The 12829-nt window shown below is 63.8% G+C and carries 9 protein-coding genes and 1 pseudogene; 5 read left to right on the top strand and 5 right to left on the bottom strand.

What is annotated here, in order from left to right; genetic code table 11:
• Positions 1-10: 10 nt before the first annotated feature.
• Positions 11-1462: an aldehyde dehydrogenase gene (locus V1279_RS11765; RefSeq protein WP_334435635.1), complete on the top strand. Its 1452-nt coding sequence runs from the start codon at positions 11-13 to the stop codon at positions 1460-1462.
• Positions 1463-1599: 137 nt separating this feature from the next.
• Here the strand turns inward: V1279_RS11765 and V1279_RS11760 are convergent, their stop codons facing one another.
• The 4 genes and pseudogenes from V1279_RS11760 to V1279_RS11745 all read right to left on the bottom strand — a co-directional run.
• On the bottom strand, positions 1600-2391 hold the full coding sequence (locus V1279_RS11760; RefSeq protein ID WP_334435633.1) for an energy transducer TonB: 792 nt from the start codon (positions 2389-2391) through the stop codon (positions 1600-1602).
• On the bottom strand, positions 2388-2858 hold the full coding sequence (gene exbD, locus V1279_RS11755; RefSeq protein ID WP_334435628.1) for a TonB system transport protein ExbD: 471 nt from the start codon (positions 2856-2858) through the stop codon (positions 2388-2390). Before exbD ends, V1279_RS11760 begins: the two co-directional genes overlap by 4 nt.
• A gap of 3 nt (positions 2859-2861) precedes the next feature.
• Positions 2862-3836 carry a tonB-system energizer ExbB gene (gene exbB / locus V1279_RS11750; RefSeq protein ID WP_442894757.1) on the bottom strand — a complete coding sequence of 325 codons (975 nt, stop codon included), beginning with the start codon at positions 3834-3836 and terminating at the stop codon, positions 2862-2864.
• Positions 3833-4282 (bottom strand): annotated as a pseudogene (locus V1279_RS11745) (Fe2+-dependent dioxygenase); the annotation flags it as partial. The gene exbB and the pseudogene V1279_RS11745, both read right to left, overlap by 4 nt.
• 486 nt (positions 4283-4768) lie before the next feature.
• On the opposite strand from V1279_RS11745, the gene V1279_RS11740 reads away from it, so the two are divergent.
• From V1279_RS11740 to V1279_RS11725, 4 genes are all read left to right on the top strand, one after another.
• Positions 4769-5941: an efflux RND transporter periplasmic adaptor subunit gene (locus V1279_RS11740; RefSeq protein WP_334435622.1), complete on the top strand. Its 1173-nt coding sequence runs from the start codon at positions 4769-4771 to the stop codon at positions 5939-5941.
• Entirely contained in the window at positions 5938-9084 is a 3147-nt protein-coding gene (locus V1279_RS11735; protein WP_334435619.1) for a multidrug efflux RND transporter permease subunit, read from the top strand. The genes V1279_RS11740 and V1279_RS11735 overlap by 4 nt, the downstream gene beginning before the upstream one ends.
• Before the next feature lie 57 nt (positions 9085-9141).
• Entirely contained in the window at positions 9142-9708 is a 567-nt protein-coding gene (locus V1279_RS11730; RefSeq protein WP_442894756.1) for an invasion associated locus B family protein, read from the top strand.
• A gap of 884 nt (positions 9709-10592) precedes the next feature.
• Positions 10593-11030, top strand: coding sequence for a hypothetical protein (locus V1279_RS11725; RefSeq protein WP_161855475.1), 438 nt, complete (start codon positions 10593-10595; stop codon positions 11028-11030).
• A gap of 101 nt (positions 11031-11131) precedes the next feature.
• Here the strand turns inward: V1279_RS11725 and tnpC are convergent, their stop codons facing one another.
• Entirely contained in the window at positions 11132-12748 is a 1617-nt protein-coding gene (tnpC, locus tag V1279_RS11720; RefSeq protein WP_334446238.1) for an IS66 family transposase, read from the bottom strand.
• Positions 12749-12829: the final 81 nt, after the last annotated feature.

Genomic DNA, 12829 nt, shown 5'->3' with positions numbered 1-12829 from the left:
AGAGAAAGCCATGTACGAAATCTCACTGCTGCTCGATAGCAAGGATGTTCCGGCGTCGAACGGCGGAACGTTCGATCGCCTGAATCCGGTCACGGGTGACGTGGCAAGCCGCGCCGCGGCCGCCCAGATCACGGATGCCAGGCGCGCGGCCGACACCGCCGCTGCGGCCTTTCCGGCCTGGTCCGCCACCGGCCCGAATGCCCGGCGAGCGATCCTGCTGAAAGCCGCCGATCTTCTGGCATCGAAGGCACCGCAGTTCATCGAGCTGATGGCCGCCGAAACCGGCGCGACCGCCGGCTGGGCCGGCTTCAACGTCCACCTCGCTGCCAGCATGCTGCGCGAGGCCGCCGCCATGACCACGCAGATTTCGGGCGAAGTTATCCCCTCGGACAAGCCGGGCTGCATCGCGATGGCGGTACGCCAGCCCGCCGGCGTGGTGCTGAGCATGGCGCCGTGGAACGCGCCGGTCATCCTCGGCGTACGCGCGATCGCGCTGCCGCTGGCCTGCGGCAACACCGTGGTGCTGAAGGCCTCCGAAATCTGCCCGGGCACCCATCGGCTGATCGCGGAGTGCTTGCGCGACGCCGGTCTGCCGCCGGGCGTCCTCAACGTTATAACCAACGCGCCGGAAGACGCGCCGGCCCTGATCGAAATGCTGATCGGCCATCCCGCGGTGCGCCGGGTCAATTTCACCGGCTCGACGCGGGTCGGCCGCATTATCGCGCAGGTCGCGGCGAAATATCTCAAGCCGGCCTTGCTCGAACTTGGCGGCAAGGCGCCGATGATCGTGCTCGACGATGCCGATATCGACGCGGCCGTTGCCGCGGCTGCGTTCGGCGCCTTCATGAACCAGGGCCAGATCTGCATGTCGACCGAACGCCTCGTCGTCGACGAGAAGATCGCCGACACTTTCGTGACAAAACTCGCGGCGAAAGCCGGGTCGCTGGTCGCCGGCGATCCCCGCAAGGGCAATGCGCCGCTGGGATCCTTGATCGGCACCGATGCTGCGGCCCGCATCCAGGCCCTGATCAACGATGCCGTCAGCAAGGGCGCCAAGGTGGTTGCAGGCGGGCGCAGCGAGGGCACGCTGATGTCGGCAACTGTCATCGACGGCGTCAACTCGTCGATGCGCATCTACGGCGAGGAGTCGTTCGGGCCGGTGGTCTGCGTCGTGCGCGTCAACGGTGTGGACGAAGCCGTGCGCGTCGCCAATGACACCGAGTACGGACTATCAGCCGCCGTATTCGGCCGCGACATCGCCCGCGCCTTCGAGGTCGCCAAACGGATCGATTCCGGCATCTGCCATGTCAACGGCCCCACGGTTCACGACGAGGCGCAGATGCCGTTCGGCGGCGTCAAGGCATCAGGTTATGGTCGCTTCGGCGGCAAGGCCGGCATCGCCGAATTCACCGAGTTGCGCTGGATCACGATCGAGACGGGACCACAGCATTATCCGATCTAAACCAAACCTGTAGCCCGGGCGAGCGAAGCGACCCCGGGAACAGCAGTGACAAACAACCGGCTATTGAATTTGGCTAGCACCGCCCCCGGATGTCGCTGCGCTCATCCGGGCTACGGCTTCCCAGCAAGGCGCGAACGTCAGCTCTTGCTCTTGACGCGGAAGATCACGGGCAAGGTGAAGGTCAGACCTTCGTCGGCGATCACCGGTGGCGGCATCGGCACCGGATCGGAGCGCCGCAGCATCGCCAGCGCCGCTTCGTCGAAGGCCGTATCGCCCGAACCTTTTTCGATATCGGTCGAGAGCACGTGGCCCATGCGGTCGAGCGTGAAGCGAATCTGGATCTCGGCGGATTTTTGCTGCCGTTCCTTCGGGTACCGCTTGTGCTTGTCGAGATGCGCGACCAGCTCCTTCTGCCAGGTCGCGCGTGCGCGCCGCGCGCTCTCGCCAGTGCCGATCACCGGCGCGACGGAATGCTGCCCTTCCGGAATCGCCTCCGAACTCGGCGTCGCGGTGGCTTCGGAGGCAACCGACTCGGTGGAAGCCGAGGTCTGCACCGCCGCGATCTTCGGATCGTCCTCTTTCGGCTTCTTCGACTCGTTCTCCGTCACCACCCGGTCGGCCTCTTCGGGCTCGGTCGGCTTGTCCTGCGGGAGTTCGGTTTCCTTGACCTCGGCCTTCTGTTCGGAGAGCTGAGGCGAAGCCGCGGAAGCATCGGTGTCCGGCCCCGGTGGGAGGTCGGTCACCTCCCGACGGACGGAGGCCATTTCGAGCCCGATCTCGATCGCCGTTGCGCCGAGGGCGTCATCGGCTTCCTCGGTCTGCAAATGCACAATCGCCAGCGCTGCTCCCCCGATGTGAAGCGCGAGCGCGATCACCGCGGCAGAAATCCAGAGCCGCCGGGATGGCTTTTGCTCGTCGAGACCGGTCAAGGCTTTGCCGGCGCCGCCGCTTGCGACGCCGCTCCATCTGGAACACCTTCGAGCGCCACCAGCTTGATCTTCGAATAGCCGCCGGCGCGCAGGATTTCGAGAATGTCCATCAACTCGCCATAGGGTACCGCGCGATCGGCGCGCAGAAAGACGTGGCGCTCCTTGCTGGCATCCGGCATCGCATCGAGCGAGCGCACCAGGTCGACGCGCTTGACCATGTTTTCCCCGATCGCAACCGAGAGATCCGGCTTGATGCTCACATAAGTCGGCTTGTCCGGCTTCTTCTGCGGGGTGGCGGTCGACGTCGGCAGATCGATCGGCAGGTCGACGGTCGATAGCGGCGCCGCGACCATGAAGATGATCAGCAGGACGAGAATGACGTCGATGAACGGCGTGACGTTGATTTCGTGCGATTCCGCAAAATCGCTGTCGTCATCGACGTCGGTGTCTGCGATCGAGGCGCCCATTGCCTACTCCGCTGCCCCGCGGGCGCGCTGCCCGCCGCTGACGTGTGTGCGGTCGAGATCGCGCGACAATAGCCGCCCCGCAACGCCCGACGCCCGGTTGACCAGTTCCAGGTAGCCTTTGGTAACCCGCGCGAAGTGATTGTAGATGATGACGGCGGGGATCGCGGCGACGAGACCGATGGCGGTGGCCAGCAGCGCTTCGGCGATGCCGGGCGCCACCACGGCCAGGTTCGTGGTCTGCGATTTCGAAATGCCGATGAAGCTGTTCATGATGCCCCAGACGGTGCCGAACAGTCCGACGAAGGGCGACGTCGCGCCGATGGTCGCTAACAGTCCCATGCCGAGCCGGATGCGCCGTGCCTCGGCGCGCACGATTTCAGCAAAACTGGAAGCGGCGCGCTCCTTGATGCCCGCGTCGCTCGAGATGCCGGCCGACAGCCGCGCCTCGCGCATCGCCGCTGCAAGGAAGGATGCCAGCACGCTGCCCTTGGCGCCCAGCGCGAATTGCGCTTCCGCCAGCGACCGTGCGTCGGCGATCTTGGCAAGAGCCCTGCGCAGCTTACCCTGAACCACGGTCAGCTCGAACATCTTGGCGATGAAGATGGTCCAGGTCACCAGCGAAGCAAAGGCAAGACCGATCATCACGGCCTTCACCACGACGTCGGCATCCTGATACATTGACCACGGCGACAACTCGCGCGGCACGGCGGCCGCCGCCTTCGACAATTTGCCTTCACGATCGGCCGGTGCGGCGGTCGCATCCGAAGGTGCGGTCACGCCGGCGCTCGCCGCTGGGGCCTGAGCCGGCTGCGCTGCCTGGACTGGCGCCGCAGGGGTTTGCGAAACGGCGGGAGCCTGCTGGACCGCGGACGGGGCTGCGGGAGCCGTGCCCTGCTGGGCCGAGGACGGCATCGCCAGCGATAGCATCGCCAGCGTCGAGATCACCGTAAGTGTCGTGCGAGAAAGTGACATATTCATACTTCGGCCCAGTAGCGGATCAGGTTGTGATAGATACCGGTCAATTTGACCGTTTCAGGGTCGTCTCGCCCAAGCCGCTCCACCAGGGCCTGGATCGAGGTGTCGAGATCGAAGATCAGGCTGCGGGCGTGAGCATCTCGTACCATGCTCTGCAGCCAGACAAAAGACGCCACGCGCATATCTCGTGTGACCGGCGTGACCAGATGCAAGCTAGACGCAGGATAAAGCACGAGGTCCCCGGGCGCGAGCTTGATTTCGTGCGACCCGCAGAGACCCTCGACCACCAGCCCGCCCCCGTCGTACTCGTCCGGCTCCGACAGAAACAGCGTCACCGACGGGTCGGTCCGGATCCGCTGGCCGGTGAGACGATCTCCCCTCACCGCGTTGTCGACATGGAGGCCGAAATGGTGCCCGCCGGAGGCCACGTAGCGATTAAATAGCGGCGGATTGCTTCCGAGCGTTCGGCCGACCGAGTTGATCGTCGCTTCAAAGCGACGCGACCTCGGTGCCTTCGCAAAATTCATTATGCCTCTGATCAATTTCAATTCACGCAAGTCGACATGCGGCGAGTAGTCCCGCGGTAGGTACCGAGCGAGAAATTTTGGGTCAACGCGATTGGAGCAGGACTCCGGTTGAATCCGCTCAGATCACAGCGATTCTAATCTGTAGTTTGAAATGGTTCTAAGAACTCCGCTGCAACCAATCGCGTATTCGACCCTGCGCGAAATTCACGCCGGAGATCGCGAGAGATTTGGCGGCGCCGAACCATGCGCACCGCGGCTTCAAACCTTTCCGATTGTTTAGGATTCTCAAGCCTTAGTGTTTGTACACCTCAAACGCGCGCACTTTATATCTGCCCTGATGGGAACTCGTCCTGATGGGAACTCTTCCTGAGCAACCATTGGTCTTTTTCCTGAACCTGTGAGTCAGGCATGTCGAGGTCGCACACCGTCCGTTGGGTTTTGTTGCTCGCAGCGATCGGCGCGCTGGGTTACCTGGGCTGGCAGCGCTTCCACGGCGAGAACCACGCCGCACAGGCCAATGCCCAACAGCGTGCTCCGGCCCATGTCGCCGTTCCCGTCAAGATCGCCACTGTCGAGAAGGCCGATTTTCCTGTCTATCTGACCGGCCTCGGCACCGTTCAAGGCTTCAACACGGTGCTGGTCCGCACCCGGGTCGACGGCCAGATCAACAGGATCGCGTTTCAGGAAGGCCAGTTCGTTCGCGAAGGCGACACGCTGGTCGAGATCGATCCGCGGCCGTTCCAGGCTGCGCTCGATCAGGCCAAGGCCAAGAAGGCGCAGGACCAGGCCAATCTCGCCAATGCCAACCTCGACCTGCAGCGCTCCACCCGGCTCGGTGAGTTCGCGACCCGCCAGCAAACGGATACCCAGCGTGCTTTGGTCGCGCAACTGACGGCGCAGGTGGCCGGCGACGATGCAGCAATCGCCAATGCGCAGACGCAGCTCGATTACGCGACCGTCAAGGCGCCGTTCTCGGGCATTGCCGGCCTGCGCCAGGTCGATGTCGGCAACATCGTCAACGCCGCGACGCAGACCGGCATTGTCAGCATCGCCCAGATCGAGCCGATCGCGGTGATTTTCACTGCGCCGGAAGACCAGTTGCCGGAGATCAAGGCCGCGCTGGCAGCCGGGTCTCCCAAAACGATCGCGCTCTCCACCGACGGCAAGCGGGTGCTGTCCACCGGCACGCTTTCGCTGATCAACAACCAGGTTGACACGTCGAGCGGAACGATCAGGCTCAAGGCGGTGTTCGACAACAAGGATCACGCGCTGTGGCCGGGCCAGTCGGTTTCGACCCGGCTGCTGGTTGCAACGCTGAAGGACGCGACCGTGGTTCCCGACGACGCCGTGCAGCATGGCAGCGATGGTCTCTATGCCTACACGGTCAACCAGGACAACAAGGCCGAGCTCCGCAAGATCAAGGTGACACGCTCGATCGACGGACGTTCCGTCGTCGATGAGGGACTGTCGCCCGGCGAGCGGGTGATCACGGCGGGCCAGTTCAAGGTGCAGCCGGGCACGTCAGTCACGACGGCGGTCGCCAGTTCGGAGCCAGCCCAATCCAGGGATGCCCGAGAATGAGCGGCGGGATCTCCGCGCCCTTCATTCGCTACCCGATCGGCACCTCGCTGATGATGGCCGGAATCATGTTCGTCGGCCTCGTCGCCTATCCGCTTTTGCCGGTCGCGCCCCTGCCGCAGGTCGATTTTCCGACCATCCAGGTGACAGCCTCCCTGCCCGGCGGCAGCCCGGAAACCATGGCCTCGTCGGTGGCGCAGCCGCTGGAGCGTCAACTCGCGCAGGTTCCCGGCGTCGCGCAGATGACATCGACCAGCTATCTCGGCACGACGGCGATCAATATTCAGTTCGATCTCAACCGCTCGATCGATGCCGCCGCGAACGACGTGCAAGCGGCGATCAATGCCGCCGGCGGCCAGTTGCCGAAAAACCTGCCCTCGCCACCGATCTATCGCAAGGTCAACCCGGCCGACTCGCCCGTGCTCCTGCTGTCGGCGACGTCGGACACGCTGCCGCTGACATCAGTCAGCGACGCCGTCGATGCCCAGCTCGCGCAGCAGATCAGCCAGATCTCCGGCGTCGCTCAGGTCATCATCGGCGGGCAGCAGAAGCCGGCGATCCGCATTCAGATCGACCCGGCCAAGCTCGTCGCCAAGGGGCTGTCGCTGGAGGACGTACGCAACCAGATTGCGATCACGACTGTGAACAGCCCCAAAGGCAATATCGACGGCGACCGCCGCGCCTACACCATTTACGCCAACGACCAGTTGCCGGACTCAAAGGATTGGAACGACGTCATCATCGCCTATCGCAACGGCGGCCCGTTGCGAATCCGCGATATCGGCCAGGCCGTTACCGGGCCGGAAGACGCCAAGCAGGCGGCCTGGGCCAATGGCAAGCGCGGCGTGTTCCTGATCGTGTACAAGCAGCCCGGCGCCAACGTCATCGAGACCGTCGACAAGATCAAGGCGGAGTTGCCGCGGCTGGTCGCTGCGATTCCATCGGCAATCAAGATCGACGTCATCAGCGATCGCACCCAGACTATCCGCGCAGCGGTGCACGACGTGCAATTCACTTTGCTGCTCACCATCGCGCTGGTCGTCATGGTGATCTTCATCTTCCTGCGCAGTTTCTGGGCGACTGTGATTCCGGCCGTGACGGTGCCGCTGGCGCTGCTCGGCGCCTGCGCGCTGATGTGGGTATTCGACTATTCGCTCGACAATCTTTCGCTGATGGCGCTCACCATCGCCGTCGGCTTCGTGGTCGACGACGCCATCGTGATGCTGGAGAACATCACGCGATACATCGAGCAAGGCGAAAAGCCGCTTGCCGCCGCCTTCAAGGGCGCCCGTGAAATCGGCTTCACCATCGTCTCGATCAGCGTCTCGCTGGTCGCGGTGCTGATCCCGCTGTTGCTGATGGGCGGCATCATCGGCCGGCTGTTCCGCGAGTTCGCGGTGACGCTGGCGATGACCATCCTGGTGTCGATGATCGTGTCGCTGACCCTGACGCCAATGATGGCCTCGCGCTTCCTGCGCGCGCACGGCGAGGTCAGGCACGGCCGGTTCTATCAATGGAGCGAGCGCGGCTTCGACGCGATGCTGCACACCTATGAGCGCGGTCTCGATCTCGCGCTGCGCTGGAAGTTCACGACGCTGATGATCTTCTTCGCTACCCTCGGTCTGTCGGTCTATCTGTTCGTCATCATCCCCAAGGGCTTCTTTCCGCAGCAGGACAACGGCCTGATCACGGCTACTTCGGAGGCCAGCCAGGACATCTCCTTCGCCGACATGAAGCGGCGCCAGGAGGAACTCGGCAAGATCGTGCAGGCCGATCCCGATGTGGCCTCGGTCGCGATGGTGATCGGCGGCAGCGGCCGCGCCGGCAACAATGGCAATCTGTTCATCACGTTGAAGCCGCGCGACGAGCGCAAGGCGTCTGCGCAAGCGATCATCGCCCGCCTCCGTCCCCAACTCGATAAGGTCGAGGGCGCCCGCCTCTATATGCAGGCGGCGCAGGACGTGCGGCTCGGCGGCCGGCCGACCCGGACCCAGTTCGAGTTCACGCTGCAGGACGCCGACCTTGCCGAACTGAACGAGTGGGCGCCGAAGATCCTGGCGAAGATGCAGACGCTGCCCGAGCTTCGCGACGTCGCCACCGACCAGCAGACCAACGGCACCACGCTGGAGCTGAAGATCAACCGCGATACCGCCTCGCGCTACGGCGTCCAGCCGCAACTGATCGACGACACGCTGTATGATGCGTTCGGCCAGCGCCAGGTGACGCAGTACTTTACGCAGCTCAACACCTACAAGGTGGTGCTCGAAGTGCTGCCGGAATTGCAGGGCAGTCTCGACACGCTGAACAAGATCTATGTGAAATCGCCAGCCACCGGCGACCAGGTGCCGCTGTCGGCCTTTGCCACCTGGACCAGCGTGCCGGTGCGGCCGTTGTCGATCAGCCATCAGGGCCAGTTTCCGGCGACCACGATCAGCTTCAACCTGGCGCAGGGCGTGGCGCTGGGCCAGGCGACCGACGCGGTGCAGAAGGCGATGGCTGAGCTTGGCGCGCCGGCGACGCTCAAGTCGAGCTTCCAGGGCACGGCGCAGGCGTTCCAGCAGTCGCTCGGCACCGTGCCGCTGTTGATCCTTGCAGCCCTCGTGGTGGTGTATTTGATCCTCGGCATTCTCTACGAAAGTTACATCCACCCGATCACCATTCTGTCCACGCTGCCGTCCGCCGGCGTCGGTGCGCTCGCCATATTGATGCTGTTCGGATTCGATTTCAGCCTGATCGCCCTGATCGGCATCGTGCTTCTGATCGGCATCGTGAAGAAGAACGGCATCATGATGATCGACTTCGCCATCACGGCCGAACGCGACGAGCGCCTGGAGCCTGAAGCCGCGATCCGCAAGGCCGCGCTGCTGCGGTTTCGCCCGATCATGATGACGACGATGGCGGCGCTGCTTGGCGGCGTGCCGCTGATGCTCGGTACCGGCACCGGATCGGAAATCCGCCAGCCGCTGGGTTACGCCATGGTCGGCGGCCTGATCGTCAGCCAGGCGCTGACGCTGTTCACGACGCCGGTGGTTTACGTTTATCTCGACCGGCTCTCGAATGCGTTTGCGCGCTGGAGCCGGTCGGCCAATCCGGACCGGGATGCTGATCCGGGCGAACGCGACCCCGTCAAGCAAGCCGCCGAATGACTTGACTTTGGTCGGTGGCCGGCACATCCGAAGGACGTTCATTTCGGAGCCGGATTAGTGAAGATTTCAGTAAAGTTTGTCGTCGCGTTGGCCCTGACATTCGGATGGCCCGGCCATGGCCAGGCGCAATCGGCCAAAGCCAAAAACGCGGCGCCCACGGCGCAGGCAACCCCGGCTCCCGCCGCGGCCGATGGAGCGCCCGCCAACACGCCCGCCCCTCCCGGCTGGGTTGCGCGGTGCAGCAGCGCAAGCCGCGGCGCGCCGCTCGAATGCGCGATCGAGCAGAGCGCGGTTCTGACCAAGACCGGCCAGTTGATCGTGCTGATCAATGTCCGCGTATCAGCCGAAACCCGCGCGCCGATCGCGCTGGTGCAATTGCCGCTCGGGCTCAACCTGCCGGCCGGCGCCAAGCTTCAGGTCGACGACGGCAAGACGTCCGAGCTGCAGATCCAGACCTGCGAGGCGCGCGGCTGCTACGCCAACCTCCAGATTTCGCCTGACGTGCTGGCCGCGTTGAAATCCGGCAAGCAGTTGAAGGTTTCGTTCCAGAATATGGCCAAGGAAACCATCACGATTCCCATGCCGCTGGCCGATTTCGCCGCGGCGTATGAGAAGATCAAGTAGCTGCGCGTTGTAGGCCCGCGTGATGGCAAGAACCGTCATTGCGAGGAGCGAAGCGAACGACGCAATCCATTCTTTCTGCGGCATGATGGTTGCCTCGCGCAGCTCGCAATGACGGCGAGTTCGTCTGGGCGGCACCTGCTGCCTCGCCATGTACGCCGTCCCAAAAACCCCTCCTTCCGCGCTTGCCAAGGCCCGGACCGAGCGAGTAGAACGACGCACCAGCGAAAGCGGCGATTTGCAAAATCCCGCTCCAGCCGATTGCTCGGACATTCGTGTAAGATATTGATGTCATTGAAGCAATTATTGGGGAATGGTGTAACGGTAGCACAACGGCTTTCGGGCTAGGCCGTTGAAATCTCTCACCTAGTTTTGCAAACCCCCTGTCTTTTGATCCGGCCATTTCCGGCCACTTCTGAGACGTTTGCAAAACTCTTCTCGTTGTCCTCGGTGTTGAGCAGACTAGCTAGGCGTTGTCTCCAGCCTGCTAAAATTACCGAATGGAACGCCAACTAAGACCCTTCTCGAAGCACTGGAAGCTGGTCGAGCGCGCCGAGTCGTTCGAGGTTCAGGACTCGGCCAGCCGAACGCGAGCCTTTGTCTATTTCTCCGACGATCCGTCGCGCTGCGTCTTCTATCCGGGCTCCGAGCCCCGGACGAACGCATCGCAAGTCCGCGACCGCACGCCCGTGATCTTCACTGAGTCGACACGCACGGGCCCACCCCGAATGTGGTGATGGTCGGCTTTATCGTAAGCATCCGCCCAAGGCCGCGGGAGACTCTGGTCCGAACTCCAGGCCGGCCGTGCAATGATGTGTGGACGGCGTATTTTCCGCGATTGACGGCCGGTTCGTGCGATGGCCTCGTTTCTATCAAGGAGCGAGGTTATGCTGATCGAAGAGCAGCTTCGGGAGCGGCTAAAGAAGGTGGAAGCGCTATATTTCGGCGCGACCACTGCGGGAGAACGTGATGCCGCCGAAGCCGCGGCAGAGCGGCTGAAGGCCAAGCTCGAGGAGGCCTGCCGCCGCGATCCCGCCGTCGAGATGAAGTTCAGCTTGCCGGACCAATGGTCGGTCCGATTGTTCATCGCCTTGTGCCGGCGTTATGGCATTCGGCCGTTCCGATATCCGCGGCAGCGCTCGACGACGATCATGGTCAGGGCACCGCGCCGCTTTTTCGACACCGTGGTGTGGCGGCAGTTTTCTGACCTGCACACGGACCTCTGGCTCTATTTCGAGCAGACGACGGAGCGGCTGATCCGGGAGGCTATCCACGCCGATACTGCGGACGCCGAGACCGCAGTCGAGCCGGCCAGCCTGCGATGATGCGCATCATGCCGCCATCCCAGTTCGTTCGGGTGCGACACTCCAATTCCACGCCAGAAGATCGCGCAGCCCGTCGATGCCGTTTTGACCCGACGTGATAGTTAGGCTGCCTGAGCGGCGGCGGGATTTGACGCCGTGCGTTTCCATTCCCAGGGCAGCAGCTCATGGAGCCGCCCCTGCGGGATGCCGGCGATGCGGCCGAGTACGTCGGCAAGCCAGGCCAGCGGATCGATATCGTTGAGCTTCGCCGTCATGATTAGCGTGGCCATGGCAGCGGCACGATCGGCACCGCGTTCGGAGCCGGCGAACAGCCAGGATTTGCGTCCCAGAGCAAAGCCGCGCAGCGCGCGTTCGGCCGCGTTGTTGGTGAGGCAGATCCGGCCGTCGTCGATGAATCGCGCAAACCGGTCCCAACGCTTGAGCATGTAGTCGATCGGCTCGACAACGGAGGCCGAGCGCGACAGGCGGGCACGCTCCTCCCGCAGCCAGGCTTCCAGGGCCGTCACAAGAGGGGCGCTCTGCTCCTTGCGGACGCGCCGCCGCTCGTCAGCGACAAGGCCATTGATGCCGCGCTCGATATCAAACAGCATATCGATGCGCCTGACGGCCTCCAGCGCGACAGGCGAGATCGCGGCTGCCTTCTTGCCACGCCGGGCATTGGCGGCAATATCAGCCAACTCGAAGAACTGCCGCCTTGCGTGCGCCCAACACAGCGCCGATGTGATCGGCCCCGGCAAGCGGAACGCCGCGTAAAGCTCGTTGTACCCGTCATAAGCGTCGGCCTGCAGAATGCCGGCGAAGTCGCGAAGATGCCGGACGGGATGTTCGTGCCGTCGGTCGCGCGAGGCGTAATACAGCGCCGCCGGCGGTGCCCGACTGCCGAAGGAACGATCGTCACGGACGTAGGTCCAGATGTGCCCCTTGACCGTCTTGCCCTTCGCCAGGATCGGGATCGTGGTGTCGTCACCGTGCAACCGTTCCGCGGCCAGGACATGGGCCTCGATCAGCGCGTGGAGTGGCTGCAGCACCGTCGTGCAGGCGCCCACCTGGTCGGCCAGTGTCGATACGCTCAGATCGATCCCCTCGCGGGCATATCGCTCGCTCTGCCGGTTCAGCGGCTGGTGCTGGCCGAACTTCTCGAACAGGATCATGGCCAGAAGGTTCGGCCCAGCGAAGCCGCGCGGCGTCACATGGAACGGTGCCGGTGGCTGCGCGATCGTCTCGCAGCTCCGGCAGGAGAATCTCTCCCGCACCGTCTGGATCACCTTCCAGGACCTGGGAACGACCTCCAGCGTCTCAGTGACGTCCTCGCCGAGCTTCGACAGCTTCGCCGAGCCGCAGCAGGGACAATTCTCGGGCGCAGCAATCACCACGCGCTCACGCGGCAAATGCTCGGGAAAGGGTTTGCGCGAAGGTCGCCTGCGCTCGAACGACTTGACCGTCTCCGTTCGCGCCGCCGCTTTCTCCGCTGCCAGTTCATCCTCGGTTGCGGCGGCCTCCAGGTCTTCCAGTTGCAGTTCCATCTGTTCGAGAAGCCGCGCCGTGCGTTCCGAGCGGCTGCCGTAGAGTTCGCGCCGCAGCTTCTCGATCTGGAGTTTCAGATGGGCGATCAGCGCTTCATGGCTGGAGAGGTCCGCCTGAGCGGTGGCCGCCTCGGCTTTGGCGCCCGCCGCAACAGCTTCCGCTTCCACTCGCGCGGCGCGCTCCGCGAGGATCATCGCGTGGGCGGCAGCAAGATCGGACGGAAGCGATTCAGACGCGGGTTTCACAAGGCGATGGAATCACATCCATCATCGCCT

Origin of the sequence: Bradyrhizobium sp. AZCC 1610, assembly GCF_036924515.1 — a bacterium.
Taxonomy (GTDB): Bacteria; Pseudomonadota; Alphaproteobacteria; order Rhizobiales; family Xanthobacteraceae; genus Bradyrhizobium.
Note: the sequence above shows the minus strand (reverse complement) of the source record. Positions and strands in the feature narration are given on the sequence as shown.

Excerpts from the sequence above, each read along its gene's own strand:
- V1279_RS11765 (WP_334435635.1), top strand. The coding sequence starts at position 11 with ATGTACGAAATCTCACTGCTGCTCGATAGCAAGGATGTTCCGGCGTCG.
- exbD (WP_334435628.1), bottom strand. The coding sequence starts at position 2,858 with ATGGGCGCCTCGATCGCAGACACCGACGTCGATGACGACAGCGATTTT.
- exbB (WP_442894757.1), bottom strand. The coding sequence starts at position 3,836 with ATGAATATGTCACTTTCTCGCACGACACTTACGGTGATCTCGACGCTG.
- V1279_RS11740 (WP_334435622.1), top strand. The coding sequence starts at position 4,769 with ATGTCGAGGTCGCACACCGTCCGTTGGGTTTTGTTGCTCGCAGCGATC.
- V1279_RS11735 (WP_334435619.1), top strand. The coding sequence starts at position 5,938 with ATGAGCGGCGGGATCTCCGCGCCCTTCATTCGCTACCCGATCGGCACC.
- V1279_RS11725 (WP_161855475.1), top strand. The coding sequence starts at position 10,593 with ATGCTGATCGAAGAGCAGCTTCGGGAGCGGCTAAAGAAGGTGGAAGCG.
- tnpC (WP_334446238.1), bottom strand. The coding sequence starts at position 12,748 with ATGATCCTCGCGGAGCGCGCCGCGCGAGTGGAAGCGGAAGCTGTTGCG.